The sequence below is a fragment of the Enterovirga rhinocerotis genome, assembly GCF_004363955.1.
Lineage (GTDB): Bacteria > Pseudomonadota > Alphaproteobacteria > Rhizobiales > Beijerinckiaceae > Enterovirga > Enterovirga rhinocerotis.
Genome location: NZ_SNZR01000011.1, coordinates 368759 through 385363, shown reverse-complemented (window position 1 = coordinate 385363; position 16605 = coordinate 368759). Strand labels below are relative to the sequence as shown.

Below are 16605 nucleotides of genomic sequence, written 5' to 3'. Positions count from 1 at the left end.
CGGGCCGAAACTAGGGGCCTGCTCGTGATTGGACAAGGTTTATTATTTTAGGGATTGTGCGGGCATATCGATCAATCGGATCCCCCCGGCCCGTGTCCGTCCCGCTCATCAGCCGCGTCAATCTCAAGCTGATCCAGACCTTCCTTCTGGTCGCCGATACCGCGAGCTTCCGCCAGGCCGCCGAGATCACGCATCGCTCGCAATCGGCGGTCTCGACCCAGATCCGGCAGCTCGAGGAGCAGCTCGGCATCGCGCTCTTCCATCGGACGACGCGCCGCGTCTGGCTGACATCGGCCGGCGAGCAGTTCCTCGAAGCCGGCCGGCGCGCCCTGCACGAGGTCGAGAGCGGCCTGCGCCGCATCCAGGAGGAGGTCGACATCCGGCATGGGCGGATCGCCCTCGCCTGCTCGCCGACCGTCGCCTCGACGCGTCTTCCGGCGGTGCTCGCCGCGTTCATGGCGGACTATCCGAGCATCACCGTCCATGTCCGCGAGATCACCTCGCAGCCGCTCTTCGAGAGCATCCGCAGGGGGGAGGTCGATTTCGGGATCGGGCCCGCCGTGGCGTCACCGGACTTCGCCTTCGAGCCCCTCGTCGACGATCCGCTCTACGCCGTCGTGCCGCGCAGCATGCTGCGGGGGCGGCGCGCGACGATCGATCTCTCGACGCTGGCGGAGCTCCCGCTCCTTCTCCTCGACAACGCGACCGCCCTGCGCGGCCTGCTCGAACGCACGATGCGCGAGCGCGGACTCGCCCTCACCGCGCGCTACCAGTTCAGCCAGGCGCCGACGCTCTTCGCCATGTCCGCCGCCGGCCTCGGCGTCGCCATCCTGCCGGAGGTGGTGCTGCCGGATGCGCCTCATCCCGATGTCCGCGTCCTGCGCATCACGCCGACGCTGCTGCGGCAGGTGAGCATCATCACGCTCCGGGGCCAGGAGATGTCGCCCGCCGCCGCCCGCCTCGCCCAGCTCTGCCGCGCGATGATCGATCCGAAGAGAGCGCAGCCGCGGAAGCGCCCGCCACGCCGGGAGGCCCGCTGACGCGCCCGGCCGGCCGCCATCAATCAAGAAAAGCCCCCTCGCCGGGGACCAGATAACGAGGAACCGCCTGCATGACGCCGCTGATCATCGAAGCCCGCATCAACGAATATGCGATGCGGGACATCAATCCCCACGTGCCGTGGACGGCGGACGAGATCGCCGAGACGGCGGTCCGCTGCCGGGAGGCCGGAGCCTCGATCCTGCACTACCATGCCCGCCGGCCCGATGGCGGGCCGGAGAATGCCGTCGAGGCCAATGCCGAGATCATCGCCAAGGTCCGGGCGCGCTGCGACATCCTCATCCATCCGACGCTCGGCTTCGTCGCGAACGACGCCGACCCGGCGAGCCGGATCGACACCATCATCGCCCTCGCCGCCGATCCGGCGACGAAGCCGGATTTCGCGCCCCTCGATACCGGCAGCGCCAACGTGGAGCTCTACGACCCTGTCACGCGCCGCTTCTCCCATGCGGATCGGATCTACGAGAACCGCACGGACACGCTGATCGCCCATGCGGGCGAGCTGAAGCGGCTCGGCATCAAGCCGATTCTCGTGAGCTGGGCGGTCGGCTTCACCCGCCGGGCCTTCGCGCTCGTCGATGCCGGCCTCGTCGGCGAGCCGGTCTACCTCCTGTTCCACATGACCGACGGCGTCTTCCTGACGGGCCACCCCGGAACGGAAGCGGGGCTCGACGCGCATCTGGCGTTCCTGCCGAGCGATCGCTCCGTGCACTGGACCGCGAACGTGCTCGGCGGAAACCTCCTCGCGCTGGCCGATACGATCATCCGGCGCGGCGGCAACCTGTCGATCGGGATCGGCGACTATCCCTACGGGGAACTCGGCGCCCCGCCGAACGAGGATGTCATCCGGCGCGCGGCCGGCATCGCACATGCGGCCGGGCGCCCCGTCGCCGATGTCGCGGAGACGAAACGGCTCCTCCGGCTCGCAGCGGATTGATCTTGGATTCGAGACAATCCGGCCGATAATTCGGATTGCGCACATGCCCCCCGGCTTCTAGTGACCAACGTTCGAAAACGCCGGCAAGGCGACAAAACGGGAGGTTCGAGGTGAGCGAAGGGCCGTCAGGACAACCACCGCGCGATGCGTCGCCGAGCGCGCCCCTCGCAGGGATCCGCGTGCTCGACATCGCCACCTTCATCGCCGCGCCGTTCTGCGGAACGATCCTCGGCGATTTCGGCGCCGAGGTCATCAAGGTCGAGCAACCGGTGGTGGGAGATCCCCTCCGGCGCTTCGGGACCCCGACCGAATGTGGCGACTCGCTCGTCTGGCTGTCCGAATCGAGAAACAAGAAGTCGGTGACGCTCGACTTGCGGACGCCGCGAGGCGCGGACCTCTTCCGCGCGCTCGTCGCGCAATCGGATGTGGTCGTCGAGAATTTCCGCCCCGGTACGCTCGAGAAATGGGGGATCGGCTTCGAGGATCTGCGGGCCATCAATCCGCGCCTCGTGATGCTGCGCATCAGCGCCTATGGCCAGACCGGCCCGATGAAGGACGAGCCGGGCTTCGCGCGGATCGCGCATGCCTTCAGCGGTCTCTCGACGCTCGCGGGCGAGGCGGACGGCCCGCCGGTCGTGCCGGGTTCGACCTCGATGGCCGATTACTGCTCGGGCATGTGGGGCGCGATCGGCATCCTCCTCGCGCTTCGCGTCCGCGAGCGCACGGGGCGGGGCCAGTTCATCGATCTCGGCCTCTACGAATCCGTCTTCCGCCTGCTCGACGAGATCGCGCCCGCCTATGCGAGGCACGGCTACGTGCGCGAGCGGATGGGCGCCGACACGGTCAATGTCTGTCCGCACAGCCACTACGAGACCGCGACCGGAAGCTGGATCGCGATCGCCTGCACGAGCGACAAGATGTGGGCGCGGCTCGCCGAGGTGATGGGACGGCCGGAGCTCGCAACCTCGCCGCATTACGTGACGACGGCGGCCCGTCTCGAGCGGCGCTCGGAGGTGAACGGCATCGTCGCGGACTGGGTCCGCACCCTGACCAAGGAGCAGGTGCTCGCGGCCTGTTCGGCAGGCGGCGTGCCCTGCGGGCCGCTCAACACCATTGCGGACATCTTCGAGGACCCGCATTTCAAGGCGCGCGGCAACATGGTCGAGTTCGACGATCCGCGCATCGGCAAGGTCGTCCTTCCGGCCGCCGTGCCGCGCCTGTCCGAGACGCCGGCCGAGCTGCGCTTCACCGGCCGGCCGATGGGAGCCGACAACGAGGACATCCTCGGCGGCCTGCTCGGGGTGTCGTCCGAGGAGATCGCTGCGATCGCAAGACCCGCGAAGGGATCGGCGATCTAGAACGCCTTCGCGCTCGGGCTGAAGCCGGTGGAGCGCATGATGGATGGAGAGGAAAGACGCATGGCCGCCGGTACGGGAACAGCCGAAACATTCGACTATGTGATCGTCGGCGCTGGATCGGCCGGCTGCGTGCTGGCCAACCGGCTGACCGAGGACGGACGCTCGACCGTCTGCCTGATCGAATCCGGCCCGCCGGATCGCCATCCCTTCATTCATATCCCGGGCGGCTTCATCAAGATCGCCAAGAACCCGCGCTACGCGTGGCAGTTCACGACGGAGCCCTCGGACGGCACAGCCGGCCGACGCATCAACACGACGCAGGGCCGCACCCTCGGCGGCTCTTCCTCCATCAACGGGCTGAACTACACGCGCGGCCTGCCGATCGACTTCGACACCTGGGCCCAGCGCGGCAACCGCGGCTGGAGCTATGCCGACCTCCTGCCGTATTTCCGGCGGACCGAATCCCGCATCACCGAGGGCGAGGCCGATCCGCTCTATCGCGGCAGCGAGGGCCCGGTCCGCGTGACCGATTGCGATTGGCGCCACCCGATCTGCGACGCGTTCATCGAAGCCTGCCACGAGGTCGGCGTGCCGCGCGGCAAGGACTATAACGGCGCCCAGCAGGGCTACGCCGGCTACTACCAGCGCAAGATCCACAAGGGCCGCCGGATGAGTTCGGCCGTGGTCTATCTGAAGCCCGCCAAATCGCGGCCGAATCTCAGGATCCTGACCGACGCCCATGTCGACAGGATCCTGTTCGACGGCGTCCGCGCCGTCGGCGTGCGCTACCGTCGCGAGCGGGGCGGAGAGGCGCGGGAGATCAAGGCGCGGCGGGAGGTGATCGTCTCCAGCGGCACCGCCAATACGGCGAAGCTCCTGCAGATCTCCGGCATCGGCCCGGCCGGCGTGCTGGGGCAGCTCGGCGTGCCGGTGGTCCGGGACCTGCCGGTCGGCGAGAACCTCCAGGACCATTACAGCATCCGCGTCGTGGCGCGGGTGAAGGCCGGCTTCGAGACCATCAACGATTGCCAGAGCGGCCCGAAGCTCTGGCGCGAGATCGCGCGCTACTTCATGGGCAAGCCGAGCATCCTGTCGGTCAGCCCCTCGGTCGCCGGCGGCTTCTGGAAGACGGACGAATCGCTCGACGATCCGGATATCCAGCTTCTCTTCGCGCCGGCCAGCTACAGGAAGAGCGAGACCGGCGTGCTCGACGCCTTTCCGGGCCTCACCGCCGGCTTCTACCAGGAGCGGCCGGAAAGCGTCGGCTGGGTCCGCGCCCGCAGCACGGACCCGTTCGAGGCCCCGGCGATCCAGCCGATGTATCTCTCCGCCGAGCGGGACCAGCGGGTCGCGGTCGCAGGGATCAGGTTCATCCGCCGGCTCTACGCGACGAGCCACCTCGCCCGGTTCATCGAGTCGGAAACAGCGCCCGGCGCGGCGGCGACGAGCGACGAGGATCTCCTGACCTTCGCCCGCACCGACGGCTCGACGGCCTATCATCTGATCGGCGCCTGCCGGATGGGGCCGGCCGACCGCGCGGATTCGGTCGTCACGGACGAACTCAAGGTCATCGGTGTCGAGGGGCTGCGCGTCATCGACGCCTCGATCATGCCGACCATGCCGTCCGGCAATACGGGGGCCGCGACCTTCATGCTGGCTGAAAAGGGCGCCGACCTCATCCGCGGCATTCCGGCGCCCCCGCGGGCGGAGATTCCGGCCCGCGCGGCCTGAGCCGTACAGGGACGCCCCTGCGCGATCCGCCCGACCTGTTGCCCATATGCCCCGGTTGCCGACGTGTCCGCCAACCGGGGTGTGATGCCCGAACGGCCCGCGCTAATCTCCCGTTAGGGCTGACAGGACATGAATCGGGCGACATCCGGCGGGCGTGCGTAATTCGCCCTCGTGCCGGCTGGAGGGTAAATGCGTCGCGTTCTTCGAGCCGGCCCCAAGCATTTGGGTCTGGCACTCCTGGTGACGGTGTCCGTGGTGGGCGGCTTGAATGCCAACCGCGCCTTCGCGTTCGACTTCTTCGGACTCTTCGGCGACGGCATCCCGGAACCCAGCAAGGGCGCCCTCCCCTACGAGGTCTCGTTCGAGACGCGCGGCGACGACGACCTGTCCTCCGTCATCCGGCAGGTGTCGAACCTCTACAGCCTTCGCCGCGACGCTCCGCCCGACGGCGTGACCCTCGAGGCCAGGGCGCGCGGCGACTACCCCGCCATGATCGACGCGCTGTGGAGCGCCGGGTACTACAACGCCAAGGTCACGATCCTCGTCGCAGGCCGCCCGCTCTCGCTCGGCCAGGATCTGGCGAACGGCGCTGCCCGCGCGGCGGAAGCCTATCGCGGCCGGGCGCGCGTGCCGGTCCAGGTCGTCGCCGATCTCGGCCCCCTCTTCCGCCTTCGCCAGATCGCCGTCGTCAACAAGGCCACCGGGCGCCCGTTCTCGGAAGAGGAATTTCCCTCCCGGCTTCTCAAGCTCGAGCCCGGCGACCCGGCGCGCACGCCCGACATGCGGGCCGCGATCGCGCGGATCACCGACTGGTTCCGCGCCCAATCCTATCCGCTGGTTCGCGTTCTCGACCCCGCGCCCGTCGTCGACCACGCCTCGCAGACCGTCGACATCGTCTTCACCGTCGACACGGGCCGGAAGGCGGGCATCGGCGCCATCACCATGAAGCGCCCGCAGACCTTCCCTCAGGATGTCGCGCGCTCCTTCATCTATCTCGATTACGGCGAGCCCTACACGCCGAAGAAGCTGAACGACATGCGGAAGTCGGTCGCGACGATCCCCGCGGTCGGCTCGGTCCGGGTTCGCGAGGGGACCGCGCTCGATTCCTACGGCAACCTGCCCGTCTTCGTCGAAGTGACCGACCGCTCGCCGAATCTCGTCGGCTTCCAGGTCGCCCATTCCACGCTCGACGGCCCGACCGGCCGGGTCTTCTACGAGAACCGCAACCTCTTCGGCGGGGCGGAACGGCTTCGGCTCGAGGGAGCCGCCTTCTTCGCCCCGCGCATCGACGGCAGCCGCATCCGCGATCCCGGCGATCTCAAGATCTCCGATATCGGCGCGCGCTTCACGGTCGGCTTCCTGAAGCCCGCCATCGGCGGCAGCCCGTTCGATTTCACGCTCGACGGCATCGTGGAACGCAACCGGGTCGGCAGCGCGCGGTTCGGCGGCTACACCAACCGCCTCGCGGGAGGCACGGTCGGCTTCCGCTACCGGTGGGACGAGACGCTCTTCTTCACCGGCGGCGTGAAATACGAGAAGGGCCAGACCTCCGATACGATCTCGAATGTCGATTACGACCTCGTTGGCATCCCGGTCGGCCTGAAATTCGACAACACCGACAGCCTGCTCGACCCGACGACCGGCTTCCGCGTCAACGCGAACCTCGCCACCTATCCGGGCTTCCTCGGATCGAGCGTCGGCTTCACGCGCGGCACGGCGGACGTGTCGGGCTATTACGCGCTCGACGAGGACAAGAACTACGTCCTGGCGGGACGCGTCGGCGTCGGCTCGCTGCTCGACGGCCCCTCGAACCTCGGCGAGGTCCCCTCGAACTACCGCTTCTATACCGGCGGCGGCGGCTCCGTGCGCGGCTACCGCTATCAGACCATCTCGCCGCTCAGCGTCTACGGCACGGTCGTCGGCGGCCGCTCGCTCTTCGAGGCCAATGTCGAGGCGCGCATCAAGGTCACCGACACGATCGGGATCGTGCCCTTCTTCGACGTCGGCGCGGCCTATGGCGGCAAGGTCCCCGACCTGACCAAGGGAGACCCGCAGATGTCGGCCGGCGTCGGACTGCGCTACTACACCAGCATCGGACCGATCCGGGTCGATGTCGCGATGCCGATCAACAAGCGCCGCGGCGACCAGCCGGTCGTCCTCTACGTCTCGCTCGGGCAGGCCTTCTGATGGCGATGCGGCGACGCCTCTCGACGATCATCCTCGCGGCGGGTCTCGCGACCGCCTCGGCCGGAGCGCTCGCCCAGTTCGGCGGCTGGTTCGGATCGGGCAACAAGCCCGCGCCGTCGGCCCCGGGCGCACCGGCGGCCCAGCCGGAAGACGACAGGGGCGTCCTCGCGAGCCTCATCTCGCGCGCCCTCTCGACGCCCGCGACCCGCGTCTCGATCGGTGCCGTCGAGGGCGCCCTCTCCTCGAACGCCACGATCCGGAACATCGAGATCGCCGACCGCGACGGCGTCTGGCTGAAGCTCGACCGCGCGCGCATCTCGTGGAGCCGTCTCGCGCTCCTCCAGCGCCGCCTCCAGATCGACGAGCTCGACATCGGCACGCTGACGGTCTCGCGCAGGCCGATCCCGGCCGAGACCGAGGTCGCGGGGGAGAACGAGCCTCTTCTGCCGGAGCTGCCGGTCAAGGTGGAGGTCAAGGCCTTCAAGCTCGAAGCGCTCGATCTCGGCGAGCCCATCCTCGGCACGGCGGCGAAGCTGACGGCCAGCGGCCACGCGCGACTCGGCAACGATCCGAAGGAGGGCCTCGACCTCACCTTCGACGCCCGCCGCGTCGACTATCCCGGCACGTTCGCCGTCCGCCTCGGACTGATCCCCGAGGGCGAGAGACTGAATCTCTCGGTCAAGGTCGACGAGCCCGAGGGCGGCCTGATCTCGAAGGTCGGCGGCATTCCCGGCGAGCCGCCGGTCAAGCTCGATCTCGACGGCAAGGGCACGCTCGACGCCTTCGCGGCGAAGCTCGACTTCACGGCCGGCCCCAGCATCGGCGCCCAGGGCGGCGCCACCGTGAACCGGGAGGGTGCCGCCCGCCAGATCGCGCTCGACCTCTCGGCGCGGATCGAAGGTCTCCTGCCCGAGGTCGCCGCGCCCGTCTTCGCCGGCACGACGAAGCTGACCGGCGGCGCCCGCTACGGCGACGACGGCTCCCTCTCGATCCCCGGCATCAATCTCGTCGCCGCGGCCGCGCGGCTCGACATCGCCGGCACGCTCTCGAAGGAGGGCGTCGCCGACATGACGCTGAGCGCGACGAACCTGCCGAACCGTGACGGCGCGACGGCGACCGGCGGCGTCGAGATCAAGAAGCTCGCCCTCGCCGGTCGCCTGACCGGCCAGCTCGCCCAGCCCAATCTCGACGCGACGCTCTCGGTCGCCGATGCCGTGCTCCCGGCCGGCAGGCTCGGCGGCCTCGAGGCAAACGTGAAGGTCGCGCCCGCCGGCAAGGAGCCGAGCGGGAAGCGCCTCATGACGGTGACGTCGGATGCCCGCGCGAGCGGCGTCGCGCCGCGGGACCCGGCGCTCGCCCGCGCGCTCGGCAACGCCCTGACCCTGACGCTTCGCGGGACGGCCGATTCCGCCGGCGTGATGGATGTCGAGACCCTGCGCGTCGCGACGCCCACGGTCGGGCTGCGCTATGCGGGCCGGGTCGGTTCCGACGAGCTGCGCGGCAAGCTCGGCATCTCGGCCGAAAACCTCGCCGCCTTCAGCGGCGTCGCCAAGCTGAGGCTCGCCGGCTCCGCCAATCTCGACGCCGATCTCGAGGGCACGCCCCGCGCCAACCGCATCAACGCGACGCTGAACGGCAACATCACGCGGTTCGCCACCGGCATCGCCCCGGTGGACGGCCTCTTCGGCGGCAAGCTCGGCCTCGGCGGCACGATCCGCGTCGAGCCGACCGGCGGCTACGGCTTCGACAACCTCACCCTCACCGGCAGCTTCGCCGAGGCGCGCGTCAACGGCCAGATCAACCAGGACGACGCCGACCTCGCCGTCACCGGCAACCTGCCCGACCTCAAGCGCGCCGATCCCCGCCTCACCGGGCGCGGCACCCTCCAGGCGAAGGTGACGGGCGGCATCAAGGCACCGAACGTGACGGGCGAGATCGCGGTCGCGGACGGCTCCGCGCTCGGGCGCCCGATCCCGCGTCTCGCCCTCGGCTTCGACCTCAAGGACGTCACCGGCGCCCTCGACGGGACGTTCAAGCTCGACGGAACGGTGGACCGCAAGCCCGCCCGCGGCGGCCTGCGCGTCGCGCGGCCGGCCGGCGGCGGCACGGTTCTCGACGGGATCGACGTCACCATCGGCTCGGTCAAGGCGACGGGCGGCGTCACGCTCGACGCGGCGAACCTCGCCCAGGGCCGCATCGCGATCGACGCCCCCAATCTCGACGACCTCTCCCCCCTCGTCATGAGCCGCATGACCGGGACCGTCCGGGCGGACGTGACCCTCGACAGCCAGGGCGGCGGCCAGGCCGCGAGGATCAAGGCGGATGTCATTCGGCTGTCCGCCTTTGGCGTGACCGTGAACCGGGCCGATGCCGATCTCGCGCTCGGCGACATCTACCGCCGGCCGACGATCTCCGGGCGGGCCGCGATCGACGAGGCGGCCGTCGCCGGCGAGCGGATCAGCCGGGTCCGCCTCGACGCGAAGAGCGCGGGCACCGCATCCGACGTGACGCTGACGGCGAATGCCCGCGGCTTCAGCCTCGATACCCGCGGCCGTGTGGTGCCGGGCGACCGGACGCGGCTCGAGATCGCGAGCCTTTCGGCGACGCGGGGGCGCGAGAAGCTCGCGCTCGCCGGCCCCGCCACCGTGACGTTGGCCGAGGGCGGAGCGGAACTCGGCAACGTCGTCGTTGCGCTCGGCTCCGGGCGGGTGAGCCTCGACGGGCTCGTCGGCTCGAAGCTCGACCTGCGGGCCGACGCGCGCGCCGTGCCGCTCTCGGTCGCCGACATGGCCTCGCCCGGGCTCGGCCTCGGCGGCACCTTCACCGGCGAGGCCCGCATCCAGGGCACGCCGTCGGATCCCTCGGGCGAGTACCGCGCCAGGATCGACAACCTCTCGGCGCCGCAGATCCGCAGCTTCAATCTCGGCCGGATCGACATCACCGCCAACGGCCGCCTCGGCGGACGCCGCGCCACGATCGAGTCCAACGTGACGGCCGGGCGGGCCGGCACCCTGCGCATCAACGGCTCCGTGCCCACGGGCGGCGAAGGGGCGCTCGATCTCGCCATCCGCGGCGCGATCGATGCGGGCGCCGCGACCGCGAGCCTCCTCGGCGCGGCGGGCCGGCGCCTGACCGGCCGGGTCGAGGTCGATGCGCGGCTCACGGGCACGCCGTCCGCACCCAACGCGAACGGCTCCGCGACCCTCTCGGGCGGCAGCTTCTCGGATGCGGCTCAAGGCGTTCAGCTCTCGAACCTCAATGCGCGCATCGTCGCGCGCGGCCAGGAGATCGTCATCGAGCGCGGCCAGGCCTCGACACGCAACGGCGGCGCCATCAACGTCTCCGGCCGGGTCCGCCTCGATCCCGGTGCCGGCTTCCCAGGCGAGATCAGGATCGCCGGCAACAATGCCGAGCTCATCCGCAGCTCGCTCGCCACCGCCGTCGCGAACCTGAACCTCAACCTCTCGGGGCCCCTCGCACGCGATCCGCGCATCGCCGGGCGCGTCGACATCCTCTCGGCCGATGTCGGCATTCCCGAGAGCCTGCCCGGGAGCCTGAAGCCCCTCCCGAACACGCGCCACAAGAACCCGACCCGCGCAGCGAAGAAGAGGCTCGCCCTCGAGCAGAAGCGAAAGGGCGGCCGGGCGGCCCCCGCCTTCGACCCCAGCCTCGACCTCACGCTGACGGTGCCGGGCGCGATCCGCGTGCGCGGGCGAGGCATCAACGCCCAGCTCGGCGGGTCGCTCCGCCTCGGCGGAACGCTCTCGAAGCCGGTCGCCAATGGCGGCTTCGACCTCCAGCGCGGCCAGACCCAGATCGGCACGGCGCGGCTCGACTTCTCCCGCGGCAGGCTCACCTTCACCGGCGGCCTGACGCCCGAGCTCGATTTCGTGGCCAACACGAATTCCGGCGGCGCCGCGATCACCATCACGGTCAGCGGGCCGGCGGACAATCCGAACTTCGCCTTCACCTCGAGCCCGGACTTGCCGCCGGACGAGGTGCTGTCGCGGCTCCTGTTCAACTCCCCCTCCGGGCAGCTCTCGGCCTTCCAGGCCGTGGCGCTCGCCCAGACGGCGGCCCAGTTCTCCGGCGGCGACGGAGCCTTCGAGGGCCTGCGGCGCTCGCTCGGCCTCTCGGGCGTCGATCTCGGCCTCGGCTCAGGCGGGCTGATGGGCGGGCTTCAGCAGTCGCTGGGCGACCGGGTCAGCGTCGGCGTGCGCGCCGGCCAGACCGCCGCCCAGACCGGCGTCGGCGTCGACGTGCGCATCACCGACGAGATCCGCGTCCAGGGCGAAGTCGGCGCGACCGGCGGAACCTCCGTCGGGCTCGGCGCTCAGTTCGAGTGGTGAGGCAGGGCTACTCTTTCTCGGAAAAGTGGATCACGGCGAACGTCAAAAACCACATCGCAACGAAGACGATGGGGGCTGCGACCACCATGAGCAGGGAGAACAGCAGCCGATCCAGCGCCGCCGGGACGACGAACGCCACGACGACGAGGGCGATGGGGAGCAGGATCACCGTCATTGCGGCTGCGGCGAGAACCGGAGAGATGTCGCTCCTGCGGTCCCCCGGTAGCGGGGAGACGAGGTCGAACCAGCCTGACGGAAGCTCACCGGCGGTGGCGAGGATCAGGGCCTCGCGCCGATGCGCGGATACGCCTGCCGCGATTTGAACAGCGGCGGCATTTCCGTGGATGGCGGCCTGGCGCCCGACCATCCGCCGAGCCGCTTCGCCGGTGTCACAGACGACCTTGGCGTAAAGCGCGACCCCACCTGGTTCCCGGACGAAGGACTGAACCGAAAACTCCGCCGGCTCCCATGACGATGCGCTTGCGACGCGCCCTGCGGCGCGCCGGTCAGGCTCCGAAGCCACGCAGCGTCACTCCGTCAGCGCCCTCGCCTCTTCCGGCAGCATGATGGGGATGCCGTCGCGGATGGGATAGGCGAGCCGCGCGCCCCGGCTCACGAGCTCCTGGCGGTCGGAATCGTAGTCGAGCCGACCCTTCGTCAGGGGACAGACGAGGATCTCGAGAAGCTTCGGATCGAGCCGCGGCGCGGGCGAGCCGGAAACGGTGGGCGTGTCGTCGGTCATTGCAGCGTACTCTGCGAGCCGGGATCGGTCTTGGCGAGTTCCATCTCGGTGATGGCGACGAGGGTCTCGGCACGCGACTTGAGGCTCGCCGCCTCCAGCAGCGCCTGCTTCTCCCGCAGGCCGAAGGGCGCCATCATGGAGAGCGCGTTCACGAGGGCCTCGTTCGGCGCCTTCGTCACGTCCTCCCAATCGATCTTGAGACCGCGGGCCTCGGCGAAGCGCGAGAGCGCGTTGAGCACCGCCTCGCGATCCACCTCCTCCTCGCCGAGCCTCGGCTTGAAGTCGTTCGCGAAGGGCTCCGCCGTGATGCGGCATTGCCGGAAGGCCGTCGTGGCGGGCAGCTCCTCCTCGATCGCGAAGCGCGCGATCCCGGCGAGCGAGATGAGGTAGCGCCCGTCGCCCGTCTCCGCGAACTGGACGAGGCGCCCGACGCAGCCGACCCGGTAGAGGCGCGGCACGGTGGTCCGGGAATCCTGGTCCGCCTCCGGCTGGATCATGCCGATGAGGCGAGGCCCGCGCAGCGCGGCATCGATCATCTCGACATAGCGCGGCTCGAAGATGTTGAGCGGCATCTGCCCGCGCGGCAGAAGCAGCGCACCGGCAAGCGGGAAGACCGGGATCGTCTCGGGCAGGTCGCCGGGGCCTTCATAGACGACGTTCATGGCCAGCCCTCCCGCCGCACCTCACGAAAACAGGATCGAGGAGAGCCGGCGGCGCCCCGCGAGCGTCGCGGGGTCCATCGGCCCCCAGGCCTCGAAGAACTGGACGAGCTGCTTGCGGGCCGCCTCGTCGTTCCAGGCCCGCTCCTTGCGGACGATGGTCAGGAGCTGGTCGGCCGCCTCCTCGCGGCGGTTCTTGCCGGCAAGGCCGAGCGCGAGGTCGAACCGGGCCTGATGGTCGTCCGGATCGGCCGCGAGGCGCTGCTCGAACTCGGCGAGATCGCCGAGCGAGGCCGATTGCTCGGCGACCTCGATCGCGGCCCGCGCCCCGGCGATGGCCGGATCGTTGGCCTTGGCGGCCGGAGCCATCGACAGGAAGCGCTTGGCGCCGTCGAGATCGCCGAGATCGAGATGGAGCTTGGCGAGGGCGGCGATGGCCGCGACGTTCTCCGGGTCCTCGGCCAGGACCGCGGCATAGAGTTCGGCCGCGCCCCCGGCGTCGCCCGCCTCGGCCCGCGCGGCGGCCTCCGCCAGAAGATCGTCCGCAGCGGCCGAGCCCGGGCCGACCAGACGCTCGATGAAGTCCTTCACCTGGCCCTCGGGCAGCGCGCCCATGAACCCGTCGACCGGCTGGCCGCGATCGAAGGCGAAGACGGCCGGGATGGACTGGACGCCGAGCTGGCCCGCGATCTGCGGATGCTCGTCGATGTTCATCTTGACGAGCTTCACCTTGCCGCCGGCGGCTGTGACGGCCTTCTCGATGATCGGCGTCAGCTGCTTGCAGGGGCCGCACCAGGGAGCCCAGAAATCGACGAGCACCGGCTGGTTCATCGATTCGGCGATCACGTCCTGCCGGAACGCGGCCGTGGTCGTGTCCTTGATCAATCCGTCGGCGGGCGCGGCGGTTGCAGCGAGCATGGAAGGCCTCGGCGTGGGGAATGCGGCGAAGCCCTAAGATGGAGGCGCGCGCGGGTCAATCAATCGCCGGAGCGCATGTCGGGCTCGGAAGGGGGAGCCGGCAGCGCCAGGATGGCCGGCTCGTGCCCAGTCGCGACGAGGAATGCGACGAGGTCGGAGGGCGCGAGGCCCGTCGTCATGGTGTTGACGAGCGGATGGACGTTGACGCGCTCGAAACCCATCAGGCGCTCGTCGAGGATCACGCGGACGCTGGCCGGAACGTCGTTCACCGCGCCGAGGGGCGTCACCGAGCCCGGCTCGACGCCCCAGACGGAGACGAGAAGCTCGGCCGAGCCGAACGACAGGCGGCTCGCCGCCCCGATCGTCTCGTGGAGGCGCTTCAGGTCGATCTGCGTGTCGTCCTTGGCGGTGACGAGGAAGAGGCTGCCCTTGCGGTCCTTCAGGAACAGGTTCTTCGTATGCGCGCCCGCGATCGCAGCCTTGACCGGAGCCGACTGCGCCACGGTGAAGACCGCTTCGTGCCGGTGCGTCTCGTGCGGGATGCCGAGCGCGGACAGGCGCGCGAGGATCGCCTCGGGTGTCGTTTTCATGGCGTGATGGGCTTGCGCTTCCGTTTCGTCACCCGGCTGCTGTTCACGATGTGCCGATGAAAGCCAACCTCCTCTCACACTGGCCGAACAAAGCGCCTATATGGGGCTTATCAGTTCTGGCTCGGACACGATATGACCGGCATCTCGGTGACTCTCGAAGGCAACAACATCCAACTCGCCTTCGAGAAGAACGATCATACGACTGCGGTGGTGATGGACCCTGGCACGGCCCAGTCGCTCATCCTTGCGCTCGGCCAGATGCTGCTGAAGATCGACCAGGACGAGGATCCCCAGGCCGAGCCGACCGAGGCCTATGGCGAGGACGAGTATCTGGACGTGACCTCGCCCGCCATCGACATCGGCACCGACGAGGATGGCCAGGCTGTGGTCGCTCTCCAGGCCGGCCCCCTGCCCCCCTTCGTGCTGCGCCTGAACGACGAAGAGGCCCGGCACGTGGCGCAGGGCCTCCTCGAAATCCTCAACTCTCCCCGAGACATCCGCAAGTCCCTCGGGGACCACTGAGCACGGCTACAGCTGCATCGGGCTCGACGGCTTGCCGGGAAGATAATCCGGCTCCGAACCCGGTCCGGTCGGCTCGCTGATGCCGGGATCGTTGACCGGATAAGGCGTTCGCGGCCCGGTCGGGCCGATATCCGGCATTTCGTCCGGCGAGGTCGGCGGCACCTCCGTCGGAATGTTGCCGCCGGGGATCGGCTCATGGTCCGGGTTGGCGGGACGGGGCGAGCCGGGGCCGGCGATCCAGGCAGATATCGGCATCATTCCACAGGCGGGCGCGACGGCGTGGTGAACGACGTGCATTCGTTCGTCTCCTCTCCGAATTGTCGAGCTTCCCGGACCAACCAGAGCGAAGGCGGACGGTTCCGGAAGAAGACGCTGCGTACGGTCGCAGGTGAGGAGGCTGATCCCGACTGCGCTCATGCACTCGGCGGCGTTTCGAGCGCGCGCGAGGGCCGCCCGAAACGAAAACGGCCGGCGATGACGCCGGCCGTTCCGCATTCCGTGGGTCGACGGCCCGTCAGGCCGCCTGCTGGATCGCCGAGAGGAGCCAGGGGCCCTTCATGTCGCGACGGAAGGTCCAGATTTCCGTGGCCTCGGTCGGAGCGGTCCGGTTGCCCTCGACAACCCGGCCGCGCGCGATCTCGACATGGGCTTCGACGATCTCGAACCGCATGGCGACCGTCGCGTATTCGGTCGTGCCCTCGCGCCACGCCTCGGCGAGATCGCCCTGGAGCAGCTTCGGCTGGCTGACCTCGTTGCGAATGCCACGCGCCCGATCGGCCGCGAGATCCTGTTCCATGTAGCCGGCCATTTCGGGCGTCGCGAGGCGGCGCAGTGCCATCGCGTCACCGCGGCCATACGAGAGCTGGATCTCGCCGAGGCTGCGCTCGAAGGCCTGGTAGTCCTCGGGCCCGATCTCGATCGGCTGACGCCCGCCGCCGCCGAAACCGCCGAGGCCGCTGCGCTGCGCGCCCGGCATCGGACCTGCGGACCGGTCCGGCTGAGGCGCGGCGCCAGGCGTCGCGAAAGCCGGCTCCTGCCGCCTGCGGAAGAAGCGGAGCGCGAGCCAGACGAGGCCGGCGATCAGCGCGATCTGGAAGAGGAAGCCGAGGATCGAGGCGAGCCCGGCGATGCCGCCGAAGAAGCCGCTGCCCGTCAGCATACCGAAGAGGCCCGCGCCGAGAAGACCGGCCATGATGCCGGTGCCGAGACCGAAGCGGCGAGGCTGAGCCGCGGTCGGTGCGGCCATGCCGGGCCGCTGCGCCGTGCTCGGCGTCTCGCTGCGCTGGATCGGGGCACCGCCCCGCGGGGCCGTCGGCGTCGGCTTCGGTGCCGACCAGGACGATCCGCCGCGCGATCCGAAACTCTTGCCGCCGCCCGGCCGCGCCTCGGCGATCGGCGCCGCGAGCACCGTCACGAGCCCGGCGACGAGCGCCGTGCGGGTAAGGGTCCTGAAGCGATTGATCATGCGTTCCTCGTGGAGGGTGCATCCCCTCGCGCATGTATATGGAACGGGGCTGCCCCGATCACAAGGCATGACGGGGCGGAAGCGCGAC

At 69.8% G+C, this 16605-nt stretch carries 14 protein-coding genes; 7 read left to right on the top strand and 7 right to left on the bottom strand.

What is annotated here, in order from left to right:
* Positions 1–92: 92 nt before the first annotated feature.
* The 6 genes from EV668_RS02400 to EV668_RS02375 all read left to right on the top strand — a co-directional run bounded on the left by EV668_RS02400 (position 93) and on the right by EV668_RS02375 (position 11621).
* Complete coding sequence (locus tag EV668_RS02400) at positions 93–1040, top strand: LysR family transcriptional regulator (protein WP_133768253.1); 948 nt, start codon at positions 93–95, stop codon at positions 1038–1040.
* 71 nt (positions 1041–1111) lie between these two features.
* A complete protein-coding gene (locus EV668_RS02395) occupies positions 1112–1996 on the top strand; it encodes a beta-keto acid cleavage family enzyme (RefSeq protein ID WP_133768252.1) in 885 nt (294 codons plus the stop codon).
* A gap of 110 nt (positions 1997–2106) precedes the next feature.
* The gene (locus tag EV668_RS02390; RefSeq protein WP_133768251.1) at positions 2107–3354 is read left to right on the top strand and encodes a CaiB/BaiF CoA transferase family protein; all 1248 of its coding nucleotides are present in this window, start codon (positions 2107–2109) and stop codon (positions 3352–3354) included.
* Between the two features lie 60 nt (positions 3355–3414).
* The gene (locus tag EV668_RS02385; RefSeq protein ID WP_133768250.1) at positions 3415–5085 is read left to right on the top strand and encodes a GMC family oxidoreductase; all 1671 of its coding nucleotides are present in this window, start codon (positions 3415–3417) and stop codon (positions 5083–5085) included.
* A gap of 189 nt (positions 5086–5274) precedes the next feature.
* Positions 5275–7272, top strand: a complete 1998-nt coding sequence (locus EV668_RS02380; RefSeq protein ID WP_133768249.1) for an autotransporter assembly complex protein TamA — start codon at positions 5275–5277, stop codon at positions 7270–7272.
* On the top strand, positions 7272–11621 hold the full coding sequence (locus tag EV668_RS02375; RefSeq protein WP_133768248.1) for a translocation/assembly module TamB domain-containing protein: 4350 nt from the start codon (positions 7272–7274) through the stop codon (positions 11619–11621). Before EV668_RS02380 ends, EV668_RS02375 begins: the two co-directional genes overlap by 1 nt.
* A gap of 7 nt (positions 11622–11628) precedes the next feature.
* Here EV668_RS02375 and EV668_RS02370 read toward each other — a convergent pair whose 3' ends face one another.
* Genes EV668_RS02370 through EV668_RS02350 form a run of 5 tightly spaced genes read right to left on the bottom strand, consistent with a single transcriptional unit; the run spans position 11629 to position 14530 of the window.
* The gene (locus tag EV668_RS02370; protein WP_133768247.1) at positions 11629–12144 is read right to left on the bottom strand and encodes a hypothetical protein; all 516 of its coding nucleotides are present in this window, start codon (positions 12142–12144) and stop codon (positions 11629–11631) included.
* Between the two features lie 6 nt (positions 12145–12150).
* Positions 12151–12363, bottom strand: a complete 213-nt coding sequence (locus tag EV668_RS02365; protein ID WP_133768246.1) for a Trm112 family protein — start codon at positions 12361–12363, stop codon at positions 12151–12153.
* A complete protein-coding gene (locus EV668_RS02360) occupies positions 12360–13031 on the bottom strand; it encodes an LON peptidase substrate-binding domain-containing protein (RefSeq protein ID WP_133768245.1) in 672 nt (223 codons plus the stop codon). Before EV668_RS02360 ends, EV668_RS02365 begins: the two co-directional genes overlap by 4 nt.
* A 15-nt stretch (positions 13032–13046) precedes the next feature.
* Complete coding sequence (trxA, locus tag EV668_RS02355) at positions 13047–13940, bottom strand: thioredoxin (protein WP_133768244.1); 894 nt, start codon at positions 13938–13940, stop codon at positions 13047–13049.
* Positions 13941–13999: 59 nt separating this feature from the next.
* Positions 14000–14530: a prolyl-tRNA synthetase associated domain-containing protein gene (locus tag EV668_RS02350; protein WP_133768243.1), complete on the bottom strand. Its 531-nt coding sequence runs from the start codon at positions 14528–14530 to the stop codon at positions 14000–14002.
* A 132-nt stretch (positions 14531–14662) separates the two neighbouring features.
* On the opposite strand from EV668_RS02350, the gene EV668_RS02345 reads away from it, so the two are divergent.
* The gene (locus tag EV668_RS02345) at positions 14663–15052 is read left to right on the top strand and encodes a hypothetical protein (RefSeq protein WP_133768242.1); all 390 of its coding nucleotides are present in this window, start codon (positions 14663–14665) and stop codon (positions 15050–15052) included.
* A gap of 6 nt (positions 15053–15058) precedes the next feature.
* On the opposite strand, the gene EV668_RS02340 is transcribed toward EV668_RS02345, so the two are convergent.
* Both EV668_RS02340 and EV668_RS02335 read right to left on the bottom strand, forming a co-directional pair.
* Positions 15059–15289, bottom strand: coding sequence for a hypothetical protein (locus EV668_RS02340; RefSeq protein ID WP_425359608.1), 231 nt, complete (start codon positions 15287–15289; stop codon positions 15059–15061).
* 277 nt (positions 15290–15566) lie between these two features.
* On the bottom strand, positions 15567–16517 hold the full coding sequence (locus EV668_RS02335) for a TIM44-like domain-containing protein (protein WP_133768241.1): 951 nt from the start codon (positions 16515–16517) through the stop codon (positions 15567–15569).
* Positions 16518–16605 lie beyond the last annotated feature (88 nt).